We start from the raw sequence: 19171 nt of genomic DNA, 5'->3' as shown, positions 1-19171 counted from the left end.
TTGTTCATTGGCTATAATCAACCCATATCATTGAATGGAGTAACGTGATGAAACAATTTGGAATGTTTTCCTTTCTGGGCTTGATCTTTGTGTCTGCTGGTCTTCTGGCTACAGAACTCAACAATGATCATGAAACACAAAATTCAGCTGAGTATCAAGCATGGCGTTATGACATGTATCGCAGTTTGCAGAATCATGACGACATCAATGTCAGGATCACAGTAGCCGGCGTACTGGATGATGCCTATGACTTGATTAACAATCAGGTCGTTGACCGACATGAAATCGATGAAGTGACCCTGCTTAATCTGATTCAGCAAGGCATCAAAGATCCACAGGCCAGTTGGCAATCGCTGATGATCATCAGACGATTGTGCCAGAGTGACACATACAAAGAATCCTGTGATGCATCCTTCATCGATGATCGCCTCATCAGCCTCAGACCCCACGATTTCAGTAGTTATCTGTGGCTATTAAACCGCGCCTATCAGGAAGAAGAGGAAAAAACCATCGTGGTCACTCTTGAACGCATGTCTGAAACCTCACAAGCCTCATTCTTATTTCAGATTGATGACCCAATCAGGGCTGCGATGGCCGCTTATGTCATGACTCATCCGATACCAGACGCGTTGCCAGAAATGGTGGATGCCGCTGAAAAACAGCAGGTTAATCTTGAACAGTTGTTGCTGAGCATGGAGCTCATGATGTTGAAATTGTCTGGAAACCATATGCTGATAGGTTACGAGTTCAGACCGTTGACCGAATTATGCAATGGAGACCGGCTCTGGTTAGCAGCCTGCGAAACCATTGGTGATGTGCTGTTGCACAACAGTGACAGCTTCATTTATCAGACCATCGGACAAAACCTGCACAATCTGGTGTATTCCACCCAGGGTCGAACTGAAGAACTTGATGTTCTGGAACTCCAGGGTAAAAACAGAAACCAAAAAATCATGTGTCTCTCCAAAGTGATGGAGCCAGCCTGGGAATACACGCTGACTGATATCAAGTACCTGGACGCCTTAACCAACAGCCAACATGAAGGCAAGACCATGGAAGCGTTGGCCCAATTAAGTTACCACTATCTGCTTCAGACAAAACCTGATCAGGCGGTCGATCCGGCCACCTGTGGTTTGCCGTATCAGAAAAATACAGAAGAGGGCTGATCATCAGTTGTCCTTGGCGCATTGGTTACAACCGACGATTTTAGTCTTGAAGTCTGTGAGCAAAACATCTCTTGATTTACTCAGTGAACACTTCTCCGTCAGCCAACCACCATTGTTTCAGCCTTCGAGCAGGGACCCAGTGTTTTTTTCTTTGCAGAATTAAAAATCACTGAGTAACGACTTGGCTCCCACGGTTGGTTGACTTTGATGCTTTGCAGCCAGGGCGAAACAGCCATTCATGTTTGTCGCTGGATGAGTTTGTCCACACCCATATACCCGGGTAGTTGCCCTTAGCCTGGCTGATTCAGATGATGATCAGCTTTGCTGATGAGGTCGACTGAAGTCAACGCGCCATTGGGGTTGGCTACAAGCTTCCAGCTAAAAGCTTCCGTGCGTTGGCTGAGGCTGTCGTGGCTTTTCATTGGGTGTCAGCCAATTTTTCAGGTGTCATGAATTTCAGCGTTTTGACGAAGTAAAGGGTATCTATACAAACAGGGGCTTTATGATGAAGAAATTATTTCTTTATGGGATGCTGTGTGGGTGGTTACTACCGGCCAGTTCAGCAACGTTCAATGTCAATACGCTCATTGATGGGGTTGATGGCAATCCGGGTGATGGGGTGTGTGAAATCACCCCCGCAACCGGGGATTGCAGTCTGCGGGCTGCCTTCAATGAAATCAATGTCCTGGGCGGTAACCACATCATTAACCTGGGAACTGGCATCCACCAAATCACCTTGACCGGTGAAGAAGATGCCGGGCTGTCAGGAGATTTGGATTTATTTGGCGCTGAAGTTCAGATCAGTGGACAGGGATCTGCAAGCACAGTGATTGATGGTAATGACTTGCACCGGGTGTTCCATGTGTTCAACGAAGGAAACTTCAGCCTCACCGGAGTTACTGTGACCGGGGGCCGTGCTGATACAGCTGCGCATAACATTGGAGGTGGTCTGCTGATTGCAGGTGGTTCAACCAGCGCCATGTTCCAGGACGTGGTGATCCTGGATAACGCCGCCAACGCCGGTGGTGGCATGTTTGTCTCAGGCGCCAATGTGATCATGACGGATTCATTGGTACAAGGCAATGCCGCAGAATCATTGGGGTTCACCAATCCATTCGGCCCAGGCATTTTTGTCAACAGTGGCATCATCACCATCCGCAACAGCACATTCACTGAAAATAATGTAGGTACCAAGGCCATTCGCGTCGAAGGAGGTGAGATTTACATGACCAATTCCACAGTCAGTGGTAACGATGGTGGCGGATTACGCACTGCCAACGCCAGCGGCAGTGTGCGTGCAAGTACCTTCTACAGCACCATTGGAGCCAATGTGTCGCATTTCAGCTTCGATGATACTCATGTGTTGTTCATTGGTTCATCGGTGCTGACCACCGGCTCAGATCAGCCTCAGTTTAATTGTCAGGCTGGCGATAAACCCACCTCACTGGGCCACAACGTGGTCAATGATGACAGTTGCTCGTTTATGGCCACCGGTGATCAGGAGAACACTGAAGCCAATCTTTTGGGTCTGGCGAACAATGGTGGTGCCTGGCCGACACATGCCTTGTCCCTGGGAAGTCCGGCCATTGATGCAGTACCGTTGGCCAGTTGTGTTGATGCCATGGGCGCTTCATTGGGTGAAGATCAACGTGGTTTCATCAGACCATCAGGTGTGACCTGTGATGCCGGTGCTTATGAAATGGATGCAGACGTGTTGTTTGCCAATGGTTTTGACGGTGTCCTGTGAGCCTGGTTGTCTAAGACTAAAACGTTTTTTCTGCCCCAAATTGATGATGCCGGTGATCAGGCCATGATGGTATTGGGGAGTGAGGAACCTTCTGTCATGACCATCGGTGGCATCGTCTGTAGCCACATCGCTGTCCCCCAATAGTCGATATTCAGAGACACACTTCATGGTAAAATCCACCCATGTCTTTTCGTCTGTATGACCTGATTCTCATCACCGGTATTGTTCAAGGCTTGGTTGCCAGTGTTCTGATGATCAGCAGCCGGCAGTTTCAGCCGCATCAGAAGCTGTTGGGGTTGATTGTGGTGGTGTTTGTCACGGTCATTATGCGGGCGTTGGTATACAGTTTGAATTGGGATGCCATTCATTGGTTGCGGTTTGCCCCATTGGGCCTTGAATTATTTCTGCCGCCGTTGTTGTATTTTTATGTGTGTCTGGTCACCGCGGTTTCCGGCGCTCAACAGCCAGCACATCGAAACCACCTGGTGTTGCCTGTGGTGTGGTTCAGTTATGATCTGGTGGTATTTGTCCTGACATTAATCCAACCGGATACGGCAACACAAAACCACCTGGCTATTGCACTTTATTACGAATCTGTAAATCTGGTGGAAGATAAACTGATCCTGTTGTCCACCTGGCTGTATCTGATTTTGGGGCTTCGGCGATTTCTGCACTTCAGTCATCACATGGATCAGCTTGATCATGCCAAAAGCCAGGTGTTGTATCGGTGGGTATGGCAAATACTCATCTGGATGGTGATGTTGGCTTTGTTCCTGATGCTGAATAATGTTTTGGACTTACTGGGAATTTGGACTGAATACCGCTGGCCCCGCTGGATGGGTTTTAACATCTATCTGGCATTGACCACATATTACCTGGGCTCACTGGGTATGCGCCTACAAAGCCCGCGTTTGTTTGAAGCCATCCAGTCCATCAAAGTCCATCAACACAAAAGCCAGGCCAATGACTATGAGCAGCTCAGGCAACAGTTGCATCAATATTTGTTTGTGGAGCAACATTACCTGGAACCTGATCTCAGCAGTCAGCAGGTGGCCGAAGCCCTGAACATTCCAGCTGAAACCTTGTCTTTTTTATTGAACCGCAAACTCAAAGTCAGTTTTCGGGACTTGCTCAATCAATACCGCATCGATGTTGTAAAATCGCTGATCAAAGAACGGACTGCCATAGAAAAGCTCTCCACCAACAGCATCCTTGATCTGGCTATGGAAGCGGGTTTTAATTCTCAGGCCAGTTTCTACAGGGCGTTCAAAAAGTTTGTTGGCATCACCCCCTTACAATTTGCCACGCAACAGAAAGACCATTGATTTTTTCATTCTCATTTCATGATTTGAGAGGTGTAACAACCGATCAATCAGTAATCTGTGCATTTTCTACATCTTTCAATATCAAGCAAATATGAACAAAAGCACACACAGCACTTTCATCGTCCGCATCACTAAATGGCTGCTGTTGCTGAGCCTGGTCATCGGGCTCGGCGTGGTGGTCTGGGTGGAGTATGAAATGCGTCTGATGAAAGGCCAGTTTACGCCGGAAATAGAAACCGCAGATCTCAACATTAAAACGGGACTTTTCATCATCAAAAACAGCCAGGTGTTGCAACCAGATGCCACTGCATTCACTGCTGCTCAGGATGTATTGATTGATGATGGCATGATCAAACAGTTGGGGCCACAACTGACTGTGCCGATTGATGCCACCGTCATTGATGGCAGTGGACAATACCTGATTCCCGGCTTGATGGATGGTCATGTTCACCTCAAGGAAAACCGCAATAACCTCTGGCTTTATCTGGCCAATGGTGTGACCCACGTGCGCGATATGGGCGGCACTGATTACCAGTTGTCTGTCAGAGACACCGATCCGGCAGAAGTGCTCAGACCTGATGTGTTCGTGTCCTCAGAAAAAGTCTATGACACACCCTGGTGGCAGGTGTGGTACATGAACTGGACCCGCAGCCGCATCACCATGAGTGATGCCGGTCAGGGCGATGACATTGTCCGGGATTTGATGACGCGTGGTTTTGATGGTCTGAAGATCAGCAATGGTCTGACGGCAGAACAATACCGCAGTCTGGTCAGTGCCGCGCATCAGCAAGGCTTATTGGTCACCGGCCACATCCCAAACAGTGTCAGCCTGGATGATGTGTTCGAGCTGGGTCAACAGGAGATCGCCCATGTCGAAGAAATCACCAAAGCCTTTGACCGTGAGTATGGACTGGCATTCAGTGACCTGACCCCACAAACCGCAGCCGAATACCTGGATTATGTGCGCAGCCGCAGTGAAGAGGTGGCCCCGGTGATCAAAGCCAAAGGCATCCACATCACCTCAGTGGTGTGGTTGATGGAAAGCCTGGTCAGACAAAAGCTGGCGCTGGAGGAATTCCTTGGCACCGTGGAATTGGCCTTTGTTGATCCGCATGAGCTGGAGGGCTGGAAAATGGCCAGAGGCTGGTTGCCGGGTAACCACAGCTATGCCAGCTCACCATACTGGCTGGAAACCGAAGAACGCCGGCAAAAAATTAAGCTGTTCTGGGACACCTATGTCGATGCCATTCACATCATGACCCGTGCCTTGGTGCGACATGAGATGCCGTTCACCGCTGGGACCGATTCTGTGGTCACCGGAGGAGTGGCTGGATTTTCCCTGCACGATGAACTTGAGTCGCTGGTCAAGCTCGGCATGACACCCGCCCAGGCACTGCGCACCGCCACCGTGATTCCCGGACAATGGCTTAAACAGGTTGGCAAAGGCGCGCAAAGTGGCCAGATCAGGGCAGGGGACCCGGCCAATCTGGTGCTCTTGAATGCCAATCCCCTTGATGACATCAACAACACCCGCAGCATTGATGCGGTCATCGTCCATGGCCACTTGTTGACCCGTGATCAACTGCATATCATACTTGAACGCATCAAAGCCATTAACAACAATGAACGCAACCGCGACATCAGCGCTTATCTTAACCATGGGCATTGATGATTTCAGCGATCACCTGCTCAGTCACAGTGAAGGACGGTGGTGATTGCCACACCTTAGGCTCGCCATGATGAAGATTTGCAATGATGAGCGTTCATCACTAAGCAGGAGCGTGGTCTTCAGTCCACGTAAATGACACTGGGTTGTAACCTTTGCCGCAATCACCTGGTTTTAAAAAAATAAAATTATTTTTCCCATTCTCAGGATTTGCGAAAACCGGGTGAGATCATGTAACCACTCAATAACCGGAAAGCAACATGCAACAACTCGTGATTAAACTCAGTCCTGAAGCCACCCGTGATTACCTGAACATCGCCCAGGCCAACAATCAACAAGCCAAACTGGACATTAACATGGCGCTGATTTCTGGTCTGTGTTTCGCCGATATCGGCGTGAATGGTCAACGCATCAGTAACGACACTGACAGCGATGACCTGCAGGTCGAACTCATTGAACTGGACGCCTGATTCAAAGCGGCATCACCCACACCCACACCCACACATGATAAAGAGGTAATGACATGAAAACAGATTTTAACCACATCCCCCATGACCCTGAAACCACCGTACTGTTTCAGCTGGAATCCTGTTTTGACGATATCCCGGCGTGTTATCAATCATGGCATTTTGATGGCATTCGCGGTGAAAGCATCATATTTATGAATAAAGACCTGAAAAACCGCAATGACACCGACCTGATCGCCAAAGTCAAAGCCTCACGGTTGGTCAAGAAAAACACCCCGGTTACCCTCAGCCGAAACCCACCAGGCTACCTGTTTATTAACTTCAACATACATCTGGATGGATGAAAATATTCGAAGACTTCTTCAGGCGGCTCATGTGTGGGTCACGGGACTCAGATGGCTTACAAGGAGAGCTTCCCGCAAGGGCCTTCCCAATCAATACAAATGGTGTATGTGAAATCACCTAACTTGATGGTGTAGCATTTTGAACCACCACACCTGACTGGTTTTCTGGGCTTGGGTCCCCAGTCTACCGGTTCTCTGACACTGAAAGCCGTTGAAAGCACTTGTCTGTCGACGGCCTTGTCTGACCAGACATCCAAGTCAATGGCCACAATGCCATTCATGGACTGTTCCTCTTCACTGGATTGGCCAAACACCGCGGTGAATTCTTTCATCGATCGATCGATGAGGTTTTTGATTTTTCGTTCATGAGCTTCAGGCACGTGTCCATGAAGGCTGTTTATGGTTAATTGATCGATTGATATGTGTTGTGAACTGTTCATTTGATGGCTCCTGGGGTCTACCCACATTGTGTTTGCACCCTTGTGTATCGCTCTGTGATGGCGGTGAAGCTCAACTTTGATTGGCCAGGCAGTGATGAAACCCACTGTATGTGTCCACGTCAGGTTGATCTGCATGCATGACAGCACAAGTCAGAGGTCCATAGCGTGGTGCTTAAAAGGCAACCCCTGATCAGCAAAATTGATTCACTCAATCTTGCTTGATTTGATCATTACAAAATTTTCGGGCTGAGCGCTGTAGGCAATTTCTGAACAGGCAGTCAATAAATGCTTACCTGCATTTGAGGTAAGCAAGCAATCCATATACTTTTATCGTGTTGATGAACCGAATTTACTGAAGGAACAGAAGCGCATTTGCGGAGGTTGGATTGAAGGTGATTGAACTTGAGAACAGCCTGAGTATGTCATCAGCCACTTTCATGCAGAGCCGGATACAAGTGAAGCAGACAGCCTTTGCCGGCAAAAGTCAGTCTGTATCTTGGCTCTGAACCGTCTGCTGAAGTGCTTTCCAGGAAGCCTTTTTCTATCAGGAAATCCAGCATCGCTTTCGACAGTTGCTGTGCCTTGAGGCGAGCTGCGATGTCCACTTGAGAAACCACACCCCTGGCCAGATATACGGCTTTGAGAATCTTCGCTTCAAGCTCAGAAAATTCAGGCAGCGGACCGGTGTATGCCGGGTATTGGAGTTCCGGGTATTTGCCACGGATTTTTTTATATGACTCCTGGATTGAACGGATGTCATCATCCATGTTATCGGTTAACTGAAAAGTGTGGAATACGCCGGATTGCTTGTTTTTAAAATCCACTTTGGCAAGGAAAATCGGTAAATCACAGCCTTTGGCAGTATGATAAAAGCCGGTTTTCCATTTGTTCACCTTGCCACGGGTGCCCTCGGGTGTAAACAGGAAAAAGATTTGCTGGTTTTTGTGTTTGTCAACAAACCGCGTGATTCTGGCAATCTGCCCCTGACCACCGGCTTGCCTGGAAACCGGGATGGCTCCCAGCCACAACATGATGCGGCCAATGACTGGAATCTGGCACCAGCTTTCCTTGATGGTGAAATATATCTTGATGTCCAGTAAGATCGCCGCACCCATGGCATACACCACATCCCAATTCGAGGTATGTGGAGCGGCGATGGTCACGCCAGCGCCTTCATAATCCGATTTAATTGGCTGCCAACCGGACAGTTTAAACCACACTTTAAAAATTACTTTCAGGAAGTACTTGCCAATGACCCCATCAAAAATGGTTTTATCACGAATGTCTAATTGTTTTTTACTCATCAGGAATGCGGTGGTTAAATGTTTGGTTGGCCAATAATGACAATGGATTATAAAGCCAGTAATCTCATATGAAGGTGAAATATTGTTGCAGTCATGCGATTTATTTGGAATATCTCTGAACAATGATAAAAACCTGTCCAGCACCACAGCCTGCAACCTGTTTACTGACCAAGAAACCAGTGGTTTATGGCAATTTTTGTCATCCTGATCCGAACACCATCCATCGGCCTCTGCCATCCAATCAGCATCAGATAATCATTGCTGAATCGAATTATTTTGCCGGCATCATCATTCAGCTGCTCAACTGATTGAACAAAGATAAATCACAAAGACAGCTGTGCTCGACGTGTTAATTTAATTAAACTTATTATGTGTATTAATGTCCGAACCATGGAGGAGTGATTCAATTTGAAGATTCCGGTGATTACATCCGGGTCATGTATAGCAATACGGAAAAGAGGAGAGGCAATGAAATCAATCATAACTACAATCGCATTATTCACCCTGGTGGCTTGCACCAGCACATTCAATAAATCATCAGTCAGCAAAAATAAACAGCCCAGCACAGACCTCAATGATCAATTGTTGGCGCTGGCCAAGTTGTATGGTTATGTGCGTTATTTTCATCCCACAGATGAAGCCATGGTCGTAGATTGGGACGCTTTCCTGGTCCACAGCATCAATGAGGTTAAAAAACAGGAACAACCGCTTGATAAGACCCTGGATGAATTGTTTAAACCCATCACCCAGCATGTCCAGGTGCTTTCCATATATGACTCAACACCCATCACCAAGCTTGAACAACCCACCAAAGCAGCCCAGCTAAAATACTGGCAGCACCATGGTCTGGGTGACGACGCACCAGCGGCATACCACAGCAGTCGGGTAGGGGATGTTCCTGCAACTCCACTGAATGCCTTCGCAACCTGGCTGGAAGTTCAAGACATCGCCAATCACCAATACCGCCTGTCAGCCCGGGTCAAAGTGATGACTGATCAAGTCGCGGCCGGAGGGCGTCTGACTTTTTCTGCATTCAGTCCTGCGTATCAGACATTTGGGCAAAACACCCTGACTGATCATTTGATCACCGACAATGAATGGCAAACCGTAACACTAACGGGTCAACTCACTGAAGATGCGATATTTCTCATTGTTGGTGCTGAGCTGGTTGGAAAAGGCCAAATGTGGGTGGACGATTTTGCGCTTGAAGTCTCAGCTGATGGCGAACACTGGCAATCCATACCGGTACCCAATCACCAATTCAATGCAGATCCCGATGATGATTCCGGGCAATGGAGGTTCAATGATTCAGCGCTCTATCAATTTGAGGTTGTGAATGAGCAGGACAATAAAGTCATGCAGATTACTGGCTCAGAATGGGCCAAACCCGGAGCCATTTTCAAACAACAGGAGTCCATGGTTTATACCGTGCAGGAAAAAGCGCTGAATGAAGATTGGAAAGTGCACTTGCCGATCACCGTTTGGGACATGCCGGGTGAACAACTTAACACGGCATATGAATTGTTGAATCTACAGCTGACCCACACTGACATGACAGCCATGGATGGTACTGATGAGGCCCTGAGAATTGCCAACACCATCATCATGTGGGCGGTGTTGAATCATTTTTATCCCTATTTTGATGTCGTGGATGTCGATTGGGATGCTGCCTTACACACCGCACTGACTGATGCGCTTAACGATCAGAATGAAATCGACCACATCAACTCATTGCAGCGCTTGATGGCCAGAATCCAGGACGGTCATGGGGTGGTTTTTGCACCGGAGTCAGTTCAGCTCACAGGCGTTCCGGTGGCTGTGCAACTGGTTGGTGATGAGCTGGTGGTGACCGGTAGCCGCCTTGAAGCCATTCAAAGGGGAGACGTCATTACCGCAGTTGATGGTACGGCTGCCATGAGTTATTTTCACGAACAGAAACTGCGGGTGTCCGGCTCACCTCAACTGGTTCAATTCCGTGCACTTAACCAATTGGGTTTGGGTGAAATGAATGACAATGTGACGCTCTCTGTACAACGTGGGACTGACCTGTTTGATCATGTCTATACCCGGACTCCTGAGCAATCAGGCTGGTCAAATCTGTTTTTCAATGCCGTCAGTGAGCAGGACTTTATGAGTATTGATGAACTGGAGCCAGGCATCTTTTATGTCAACCTGAAAAAAATCACCAAACAACAGTTTGCTGATCACCTAGACCAACTGGCCAGTGCACAAGGCATTATTTTTGACCAGCGGTGGGATGGTAAACGCAACAATGAAGGACAGCCCCTCTCAGTCATCAGCGACCTGTTGCCTCATTTGACAGACACCACCATCACCTCTGGTAACTGGCAGATTCCACAAATCCATCAGCCGGACCAAAAAGACGTGACATTCAGCATCAATAATTGGGATGTGGCCCCCAAAACTCCCTATTTCAAGGGCCAGAAAGTGTTCATCAATCTTCCGTCCGTGGTCAGCTCAGGTGAGACTTTCTCAGGCATGGTTGACCACTACGATTTGGCTGAATTTGTTGGTGAACCCACCGCCGGTTGCAACGGCAACATCAATTACATCTATATGCTTAATGGCTACCGTGCCATGTTCACCGGTATGAAAGTAGAAAAACACGATGGCAGCCAACTCCACCTGATTGGCTATGAACCTGACCACCCGGTCGAAGTCAGTAAAGCCGGCATCCTCAATGGCAATGATGAGTACCTGACCACTGCACTGGAGGTCATTAAACAGATGTCCAGCAGCAACTGAACAGGATTCACATGAGCACACCACAAGGATGTGGTGATTGCCTTCACCCTTCAGGATCACAGTTACCCGGCATCCTTGCCGGGCTTCTGGGTCAATATGAGGGGTCATCAATCAATGAAGCTGACCGCATTGATCGTCAAAAACTTCAACGTCCGGTCAGGTTACCCGGACAAAAGGTGATGGTGTAATCAACGGCATTGGCAGTGATGGCACCTGATGTTGCGATCGGTTTAGGGTCGGTTTGACAGTTGAAGGTCGAGGTTTCATCATCAAACGGGAAACTGTAGGCCGTCGGGCAGGCGTCCTTTTTGATTTTGGCCGCTGGTTGCGCGATGTTCACCCATTGGGCGTTGCTGCCATTACAGCCATGGCCATTCACCGGTAAATCCCAGTCATCACAGCCGCATAAGGTTGAAGTGATACCAGATGCTGCGGCATATCCTGAGGTATTGTTTACCCCGTTACAGGCATACAGGTTTTCCTGAGTTCCCTGACCGGTAACCGCGGTTTCACAGCCAAACACCGTGCTACCTATGGTGCCTTTGGGATCAATGGCACAGACCTGATTGGCTGACCACCAGCCGCGTGGTGATCCACAAACCCGTTCTATTTTGTTCTTGCTGTTTTCCCATAAACCACATGACTTGCCGCCGGTGACTGCTTTACAGTCGCTGTCCTTTTTACAGGCAGTGGTGGTGGTCGTATTGGGTGGATACACCGAACGCAGGTTGGCATTGCCGTAAGTGGCTTTGGCATCCGGGGCCCAGTTACAGGCAGTCAGGGCAGTGGAGGCTGATGCCGAACCTGGTTCACCACACCAGTAGGCCGATGGATTAACGGTGACTGTGTTACCCAGCCCATCTTTTTGCTGGGTAGGACCGGCTGGCGTGGTTGCATAGCTCTGGCCAGCTGTGGGCTGCATGGACACCGGTACATTGAAGCCGCCAATGATAGAGACATCATAATAATCCTGAGCACTGGCCTGCAAAGTGAATTCGGCCAGGCTCAGCACCCCTTTGGGTCCGGTGAATGGGGTACAGCCACCTGATGGACAAGCCGCGGTTTCACAAACCATGGCAGCCCCGGTGCCGGTACAGTTGGTTGATGCCCAACTGTTTCCGCTCCATTTCACCCAGGCATTCGCTGCATCCTTTTGGTGAATGGGACTGTTGAGGGTGATGTTTTTACTGGATCCACCCTTGGGCAGGTGTAAGCGCTTGATGGTGTTGTCCGTATTGGTCATTGACGGAATGCCCCAGAAACACTGCTTGTTTTTGGTGTCACACACCGCGCCAGTGATCCCACAATCTGAATTTTTCTTGCAGGAAGGCGCGCCATCAATTGCTCCACCGGTATATCCTGCCCAGACATCAAAACCACAACTGTTGGTGTAGGTAATGGTGCGATCGGTGCTGCCAGTCGGTTTGGGGATGGATGGATCCAGCCAGGGCGACTTATCTGTTACTTTGCACTGGGTGGTGCACTGGCTGCTTTTCCAGGGTTTGTTTTTGGGTGAACAACCACCGTAAGGTGTGGATACACAAGCGTAACTGTCGGCGGCACAAAATGCCTTGGCTTTGTTCAGCCCGTTGTATTGTGATGTGGTGCATTCGGCAGGTGTGGTTTTGGCTTTCTTGTTGGCTTCATCGGCCCACAATGACATTGGCAACATCACCCCACACAACAGAATGATTAAAAATACTGGCTTAAAATAACCGGATACAGACGATACTTTCATGGATTTTCCCCTCTCTTTTATGATGAAATCAATACAGCCATATGCACATTGGTAAACAGGCAGACTGTGAAATAATGAATAACATCATAGCGCAAAAAACCTGAATAAAGCAATCGCCAAAGTTTCACTTCACAGTCATGTCCAGCCAACCATGTTCACTGAGTGGACAAATCTCCTGAATAGGCGCCAATACAATGAAAAATAAAAATACTGAATAGCCGTTGGTTGGGCCTGTTGAAGCCCTTTTCAATTGATGAATCAGATGTGATGATTATTCTACAGGTACCATTCGCCAGGTTGAGCAATGCAAATGAGTCTATATGGTCAGGAACGAATGGGTCTCAGTCCCATTGATTCGATGTTCGATGTCTCATTGCTGAACTCAGTTACGGTTCAACTTTTTGCTGCGGTGTATTGACTTTCTGCTGCAGAATCATGGCATTGAATGACGCCACCATCACTTTGATTGCTCATTAAACACTTGAATTGTCTATTGTTGATGATGACTTTGAATCAGTGAAAAAAACCTGTGTTGTTTTTGCAGAAGCCATCGTTGTTACAGATACAAGCCATTCATAAAATGATTATTGGAGCAAATGATGAAAACTAAACTACTGACATTAATGGGGTTATTGCTGATTGCATCTCCTTCCTGGGCTGCCGAGTTTTGTGTGCAAAGCAGCAGTGACTTGACAGCTGCACTGTCATCAGCTGGCAGCAATGGACAGACTGACCTCATTAAAATCAAACAAGGTCTTTACACCGTACCTTCTGGCGGGTTTAGTCTGAACAATTCAGATAACATGGATGTCACCATCAGTGGTGACTGGACTGAATTCTTTGATAATCCTTGTGGCCAACAACTCAATGGCAATGCCTTCAATACAGTGTTGGATGGTGATGGTGTGGAGCGCATCATCAATTTTTTTATGAACTTCTCTGGAGATTTAATCATTTCCAACTTGTTTTTTGCCAATGCGCATTACACCACTACCAACGGTGGTGGCCGAGGAGGTGCCATTGGTTTTTTTCCTGCGCCCAATTACGGTGGTGAAATATTGATTGAAAACAATGCTTTTATCAACAACACAGCCGATTATGGAGCTGCCATCAGTTTAATTGCAGGTCGCCTGGTGACGCTCAAAAACAATTTATTCACCATCAACAAAACCAACCAGTGTTGTGCGGTTGAAGTTTTGGTAAGTGATCAAGCGGATGGTATTTATATCATCAACAATACCTTTTACCAAAACTACCATGTTGGAAATGATGCAGGATACATCAGTGGCCTTTGGCTATCAGCGAGCAGTACAGCTCAGGCATTTGTTGCCAACAACATTTTCTGGGAGAATGATTTTGTTGACATCAGCTTCAACGGTGATGGGTTTAAATATTTTAAAAACAACAACATAGAGGAGTTAGAGGGTACTGTCAACCTGTTTGACAGCAACATTTCAGCCGATCCAAATTTCGAAGTGGGGATTTTTAATTACACCCCTGCGGCTGGATCACTGATGATCAATGCGGGATTAGATTCTCCACCATTTCCATTGCCAATTTTTGATCAAAACTGGGATGTGGGTTCCAGTGACTTGATCGGGGATACCCGGGTAAAAATGGGTGCAGTGGATATTGGGGCTGTTGAGTCAGCTCAAATGGATGTGATCTTTGCCAGTGGGTTTGAAATTATATTGTGATTGGCTGCGTATGAACCTCCCATTTCTGGATTGCCTGAAATGCTGTTAGGAGTTATTTATGAGAATGAACATGCAAACATTATTGGGGGTATTATTGATACTGACGGGTCCAGCATTTGCGGAGACATTTTGTGTTCAAAGCAGCCAGGATTTAAGCGCTGCACTTATCGCTGCAGGAAACAACGGTGAAGCCGATGACATCAAAATAGCACAAGGATTTTACAGCGTGCCAACAGGCGGGTTTTTGCTGACTCATGCAGAAGACTTTGATGTTTCTATCAGTGGTAATTGGATTGAATTAATTGATATACCTTGTGGAATTCAGTTGAGTGAAAATGCATTCAATACTGTATTGGATGGTGGTGGTACCGAACAGATACTGAGGATCACATTAAACAACTTCGGTGACATCCGTATATCAGCTTTGTTTTTTACCAATGCCTTCATCACCGATGATGTCATAGCCGCAAGAGGTGGCGGTTTACGAATATTTTCCAGCCCCAATTATGCGGGTCATGTTTTGATTGAAAACAATGCATTTGTGAATAACACCGCAGATTTTGGTGCTGCGCTGAGTGTGGGTATTGGCGATTTGATTACCATAAGAAACAACTTGTTTACCCAAAACAAATCATTCCAGTGCTGCAGCCTGGAATTACTCAGTGAAGATGCCGAAGGTATTTATGTCATCAATAATACCGTGTATCAAAACACCCACCAGGGATCTGGTTCTGGTGCCACTGAAGGTCTTTGGATAGCTGTATTGGGCACATCCCAGGCACTGGTTGCGAATAACATCCTTTGGGGTAATGATTTCGCCGACCTTGAACTCATTGGAGATGGGGTGACCAGTTTGAAAAACAACAACATTGGAGACGTGGTCGGAACAGCAAGTCTCTCTGCCAAAAATTTTTCAGTGGACCCTGATTTCGAACCAGGGGTCCTGAATTTCACCCCTGCTGAAGGTTCATTGATGATCAATGCCGGTATCGAGCCTTTGTCATTTCCAATTCCTGTTTTTGGTGAAAACTGGAGTGTGGGTGCAGCTGACCTGGAGGGCGATACCAGGGTACAGAAGGGCAGGGTCGATATCGGGGCGGTTGAGTCAGCATGGCTGGACATCATCTTTATGGATGGGGCAGAGCCACAACAGAACTAGTTGCCTGTGTTGAGGCTGAGCTTTTTGAGGACATTGATGTTTTGCCGGGTGTCATTGTGATCTGCTCCCAGGGTTTCGGTTTGGTATTTAATTAATGACTCCAATTCTTGTTTGGCAATGTTGGTTTGAGCTGCTGACAGCAAGGTGTCCACATAGTGTTGGTGGGCCAAAATGGCATAAGGGCTCAGTGGGGTGTGGTGTTTTTGAATGATTGGAAGCAGGTATTGGTGTATTTCAATGGCTGCAGCAAATTGTTTTTGCTGACTTAAACTGACAGCCAGGTTGTCATTGGATAACAAGGTATATAAATGAGTCTCACCCAAAGTGGCGGCCATTTTCTGATTGGTGACTCTTGCCAATTCCTCTGCTTCATCAGGCCGGCCCAGGTTGTTCAACAGTTCTGCCAGGTTGTATTCGAGCTGAAAGGTCAGTATTTCATTTTCACCCAATGATTGTTTCGCTTTAATCAATGTGTCTCGCATCAATTGTTCTCCGGCATCGAATTGCCCTAAGCTGACATGGCTGTTAGCCAGATTCGAAGCAATGGTCAGGGTAATGATGTCATTGGGTCCTATGATAGATTTTGCCAGTACCAAGGATTCTTGTTGGATGGTGTTGGCTTCTTCGGAGCGGCCTAATTCATAGAGAATGGCTGAATGGTTTACCAGGCTGATTATAAAGCCATGGTTTTGTTTGCCATAGATCTTTTCTGATACGGCCAATGCCTGTTTTGAGATGACTTCAGCTTCCTGGTTCCTGCCTTGTTTTGATAATATTTCTGCCAGCCAGGTGTTGGCAATGTTGATGTTTAACAACAAAGCATCAGGATAGTCGTTCAACCATGCGATCATCTGCTTGGCGGTGTGCTCTGCGGCAGAGTAATTACTTTGTTTTGTGTATACATTGGTTAACACCATCAAGGCCAAAAAGTGGTTGTTGTTGGTGGCTGTATAAGGGTCTGGATTCAGTTCTATTATGGGTAACAACAATTGTAAAGCATCATCATATTGTCCCATTTCATTGTGGTTGCCAGCCAACCTGATGTTAGCCAGTTCATTGATTTTTCGATGACTGCCGGCCCGTTCGATGACTTGTCGGTTTAATTGGGTACTCTGATCGAAATCACGAAGCTTGTGGTGTGATAAGGCCAACATCAATTGGGTTTCCAACAATTCGGGGTGATTTTCATTCAGCAACTGACTTTTGATCAGATGGCTTTCGTTCAGTTGCTCCAGGCTCTTTTCGGACATCTCCAGGCTGTTGTATGAACTACCCAAGGCATCGAGAATGGCCGCTTTGGCCAGGGGGTGGTCGGTGTATTGTTCATTGACTTGGTTTTCCGCGATGGCCAGCATGTCTACCACTTTGGCATCTCTTCCTCTGCCTAAAGCTGACGTTAAATTCAACATGTTGCCGAGGAATTCATTGACGGCATCGGTTTTTTGTTTTTCTGTTGCAATTAATTTTTGCGCTTTGTCTGCCCGATAAAAACCCAAGCTGGTAAAAGTGATGCCCAAAATCAACAAAGAAAAAATGACGGCTAAAGCCATGTTCTTTTGTCGTCTTTGTGGCGCGTTGCTGATCCAATCAATTTGTTCAGAAATTTCAACAGCGGTGGGCCTTTTATTGGGGTTTGTGTCAATCATTTGATTGACCAAAGAGTTTAATGCTTTGGGGTGGCCGTGTTCTGAGGGTTTGAGGAGGTGTTGCTGGTGGTTTTTATGTGCATATTTAATATCAGCCAGGTTACTGGCATCGATCGGATACCGATCTGCCATCAACACCAACATCATGGTTCCCAGTGCATAGACATCACTGGCTGCACTTAATGGCTGATCATTGAATAATTCTGGTGCCATGAACAGTGGGGTGCCTTTCAGGAATCCACTGGACTTTTGCTCTGGTTGGCTTTGAAGTCCTGCTCCAAAATCCATCAAAATAATTCTTCCCTTGGCATCTTGCATCACATTATTGGGTTTGATATCGCCATGTATCAAGCCAATCTCGTGGATGGCAACCAAGGCATGACTGATTGATTTCAGCAGGTGTAACAAGTCGTCAGTATGGGTGAACTGTTTGGTTTTGATGGTGTGGCCTTCTATCAGGTCAGACCATAAGCCTGCACGGCCATCATTGACACTGGCGCCATGCACTGCCAGCACATGGCGGTTTCTGACTTTGCCCAAGTGTCTGGCTTCTTGCAGGAATGCCCTGGATTGATAGGGTGCCAGTTTGTCATGTTTCAGCAATTTCAGCGCCACATCACGGTCCAATACTGCGTCATAGGCACGGAAGACCTCACCGTAACTGCCTTCGCCAACCTTTTCTTTGACCTGTAGGTGGCCCCAGGTGAACAGTATCGATTTGGGTTCAGTTTGAACACCGACTTGATGGCCCTGATTTTGGGTTTTGAAAGCGTTGGCGATGCTCGCTATTTGCTTGAGTTTATCAACCAGTTCAATACGTTCATCGCTGATTTCATCGGCCGTGGTGTGCCCATCGACAATGTCTGATGCCAGACGGTCCCATTTGTTTTTTTCGTCACCAGTCACATCATTTCTGCCAGATTTTGCAGTGCTCGGGATACTTTCATGCGGGCTGTATTGGCGGTGGCGAAGTTCATCGCTGTGGCGATTTCAGGGTATGAAAAACCAAATTCCACACGCAGTATCACGGCTTCTCTGGCTTGTTCATTCATTTTTAATAAGGCTTGCTCATATTTATCAATGATTTCAGCACCAACGGCTTGATCCAAAGCCGATTCATTTTGAACAGTAACTGAATCTGATATGGACTGGTATTGATTGCCATGGAGACTGAAGCGACGAATTTCGTCGCGAATTTTATTTAATAAGATCTTTCTTAAATAGGCCAAAAAGGCCCCTTCATGCATGGGGCTGAACGAATCCAGCTTATCCAGCGCTTTGAGCAGTGAGGCTTGCACCATGTCATCCGTCTCAGCCAGGTCCCTGGCATATTCTGGCAGTCGGCCATGGGCCCATTTTTGCAGCAAGGGTAAATAAACAGCGCACAAGTGGTCCCGCGCACCTTCATCTCCTCGCCTTACACGGGCCAATAAAGTTGCTGTTGATTCGTGGTTTTCAGTCATGATCAAATGGGTTCAGGTTATTGATGATAGCCGCTCATTCATGATATCCAAAATAATTCAACACAATTTCGTTGTCAATGGGTATAAGGACAACTGATATGAATCCGGTTTTGCTTGATTTGATGTTTTTGTATAAGGGGCACATGTAAAGCTAATGATCAGTCATACAGATGACATTGACCGAAGTAAATGTTCAATGAGCGGGTTAGTCAGGTCATTGTGTTCTGCAGGTCATCTCGATTG

General features: G+C 47.2%; 15 protein-coding genes. 9 read left to right on the top strand and 6 right to left on the bottom strand.

The annotated features are described in order from the left end of the window. Positions 1–47 precede the first annotated feature (47 nt). Positions 48–1166 carry a hypothetical protein gene (locus B0475_RS03640; RefSeq protein WP_077410114.1) on the top strand — a complete coding sequence of 373 codons (1119 nt, stop codon included), beginning with the start codon at positions 48–50 and terminating at the stop codon, positions 1164–1166. A 290-nt stretch (positions 1167–1456) separates the two neighbouring features. Here the strand turns inward: B0475_RS03640 and B0475_RS17960 are convergent, their stop codons facing one another. Then, entirely contained in the window at positions 1457–1588 is a 132-nt protein-coding gene (locus B0475_RS17960) for a hypothetical protein (RefSeq protein WP_269799115.1), read from the bottom strand. An 80-nt stretch (positions 1589–1668) separates the two neighbouring features. On the opposite strand from B0475_RS17960, the gene B0475_RS03635 reads away from it, so the two are divergent. The 5 genes from B0475_RS03635 to B0475_RS03615 all read left to right on the top strand — a co-directional run bounded on the left by B0475_RS03635 (position 1669) and on the right by B0475_RS03615 (position 6715). Beyond that, positions 1669–2913 (top strand): choice-of-anchor Q domain-containing protein, encoded by a 1245-nt coding sequence (locus B0475_RS03635; RefSeq protein ID WP_157892684.1) that lies wholly within the window; start codon positions 1669–1671, stop codon positions 2911–2913. 182 nt (positions 2914–3095) lie between these two features. Beyond that, on the top strand, positions 3096–4238 hold the full coding sequence (locus B0475_RS03630) for an AraC family transcriptional regulator (protein WP_077410110.1): 1143 nt from the start codon (positions 3096–3098) through the stop codon (positions 4236–4238). A gap of 91 nt (positions 4239–4329) precedes the next feature. Beyond that, positions 4330–5907 (top strand): amidohydrolase family protein, encoded by a 1578-nt coding sequence (locus tag B0475_RS03625; protein ID WP_077410108.1) that lies wholly within the window; start codon positions 4330–4332, stop codon positions 5905–5907. Between the two features lie 257 nt (positions 5908–6164). Next, entirely contained in the window at positions 6165–6374 is a 210-nt protein-coding gene (locus B0475_RS03620; protein ID WP_077410106.1) for a hypothetical protein, read from the top strand. A 53-nt stretch (positions 6375–6427) separates the two neighbouring features. After that, on the top strand, positions 6428–6715 hold the full coding sequence (locus tag B0475_RS03615; RefSeq protein WP_077410104.1) for a hypothetical protein: 288 nt from the start codon (positions 6428–6430) through the stop codon (positions 6713–6715). 56 nt (positions 6716–6771) lie between these two features. Here B0475_RS03615 and B0475_RS03610 read toward each other — a convergent pair whose 3' ends face one another. Continuing rightward, complete coding sequence (locus B0475_RS03610) at positions 6772–7155, bottom strand: hypothetical protein (protein ID WP_157892683.1); 384 nt, start codon at positions 7153–7155, stop codon at positions 6772–6774. Between the two features lie 425 nt (positions 7156–7580). Beyond that, the gene (locus B0475_RS03605; RefSeq protein ID WP_077410101.1) at positions 7581–8459 is read right to left on the bottom strand and encodes a 1-acyl-sn-glycerol-3-phosphate acyltransferase; all 879 of its coding nucleotides are present in this window, start codon (positions 8457–8459) and stop codon (positions 7581–7583) included. 468 nt (positions 8460–8927) lie between these two features. Between B0475_RS03605 and B0475_RS03595 the strand changes: the two genes are divergently transcribed. After that, positions 8928–11225, top strand: coding sequence for a S41 family peptidase (locus B0475_RS03595; protein WP_077410097.1), 2298 nt, complete (start codon positions 8928–8930; stop codon positions 11223–11225). Between the two features lie 145 nt (positions 11226–11370). Here the strand turns inward: B0475_RS03595 and B0475_RS03590 are convergent, their stop codons facing one another. Next, the gene (locus B0475_RS03590; protein ID WP_077410094.1) at positions 11371–12963 is read right to left on the bottom strand and encodes a thaumatin family protein; all 1593 of its coding nucleotides are present in this window, start codon (positions 12961–12963) and stop codon (positions 11371–11373) included. Between the two features lie 596 nt (positions 12964–13559). Here B0475_RS03590 and B0475_RS03585 point away from each other — a divergent pair. Both B0475_RS03585 and B0475_RS03580 read left to right on the top strand, forming a co-directional pair. Continuing rightward, the gene (locus B0475_RS03585) at positions 13560–14660 is read left to right on the top strand and encodes a right-handed parallel beta-helix repeat-containing protein (RefSeq protein ID WP_157892682.1); all 1101 of its coding nucleotides are present in this window, start codon (positions 13560–13562) and stop codon (positions 14658–14660) included. Positions 14661–14730: 70 nt separating this feature from the next. Beyond that, entirely contained in the window at positions 14731–15819 is a 1089-nt protein-coding gene (locus B0475_RS03580; RefSeq protein ID WP_157892681.1) for a hypothetical protein, read from the top strand. Here B0475_RS03580 and B0475_RS03575 read toward each other — a convergent pair. After that, entirely contained in the window at positions 15816–18371 is a 2556-nt protein-coding gene (locus tag B0475_RS03575; RefSeq protein WP_077410079.1) for a serine/threonine-protein kinase, read from the bottom strand. The two genes, B0475_RS03580 and B0475_RS03575, sit on opposite strands and share 4 nt — an antisense overlap. Next, positions 18368–18928, bottom strand: coding sequence for an RNA polymerase sigma factor (locus B0475_RS03570; RefSeq protein ID WP_077410077.1), 561 nt, complete (start codon positions 18926–18928; stop codon positions 18368–18370). Before B0475_RS03570 ends, B0475_RS03575 begins: the two co-directional genes overlap by 4 nt. Between the last annotated feature and the right edge of the window lie 243 nt (positions 18929–19171).

The organism is Marinicella sediminis (assembly GCF_002000055.1).
Classification (GTDB): domain Bacteria; phylum Pseudomonadota; class Gammaproteobacteria; order Xanthomonadales; family Marinicellaceae; genus Marinicella; species Marinicella sediminis.
The sequence above is the reverse complement of the archived record's forward strand: the minus strand, read 5'-3'. Positions and strand labels throughout refer to the sequence as shown.

Bases quoted from the DNA above. Each gene is read 5' to 3' on its own strand.
- B0475_RS03595 (WP_077410097.1), top strand. From the start codon at position 8,928: ATGAAATCAATCATAACTACAATCGCATTATTCACCCTGGTGGCTTGC.
- B0475_RS03615 (WP_077410104.1), top strand. From the start codon at position 6,428: ATGAAAACAGATTTTAACCACATCCCCCATGACCCTGAAACCACCGTA.
- B0475_RS03605 (WP_077410101.1), bottom strand. From the start codon at position 8,459: ATGAGTAAAAAACAATTAGACATTCGTGATAAAACCATTTTTGATGGG.
- B0475_RS03585 (WP_157892682.1), top strand. From the start codon at position 13,560: ATGATGAAAACTAAACTACTGACATTAATGGGGTTATTGCTGATTGCA.
- B0475_RS03590 (WP_077410094.1), bottom strand. From the start codon at position 12,963: ATGAAAGTATCGTCTGTATCCGGTTATTTTAAGCCAGTATTTTTAATC.
- B0475_RS03580 (WP_157892681.1), top strand. From the start codon at position 14,731: ATGCAAACATTATTGGGGGTATTATTGATACTGACGGGTCCAGCATTT.
- B0475_RS03610 (WP_157892683.1), bottom strand. From the start codon at position 7,155: ATGAACAGTTCACAACACATATCAATCGATCAATTAACCATAAACAGC.
- B0475_RS03620 (WP_077410106.1), top strand. From the start codon at position 6,165: ATGCAACAACTCGTGATTAAACTCAGTCCTGAAGCCACCCGTGATTAC.
- B0475_RS03630 (WP_077410110.1), top strand. From the start codon at position 3,096: ATGTCTTTTCGTCTGTATGACCTGATTCTCATCACCGGTATTGTTCAA.
- B0475_RS03640 (WP_077410114.1), top strand. From the start codon at position 48: ATGAAACAATTTGGAATGTTTTCCTTTCTGGGCTTGATCTTTGTGTCT.
- B0475_RS17960 (WP_269799115.1), bottom strand. From the start codon at position 1,588: ATGAAAAGCCACGACAGCCTCAGCCAACGCACGGAAGCTTTTAGCTGG.
- B0475_RS03625 (WP_077410108.1), top strand. From the start codon at position 4,330: ATGAACAAAAGCACACACAGCACTTTCATCGTCCGCATCACTAAATGG.
- B0475_RS03635 (WP_157892684.1), top strand. From the start codon at position 1,669: ATGATGAAGAAATTATTTCTTTATGGGATGCTGTGTGGGTGGTTACTA.
- B0475_RS03570 (WP_077410077.1), bottom strand. From the start codon at position 18,928: ATGACTGAAAACCACGAATCAACAGCAACTTTATTGGCCCGTGTAAGG.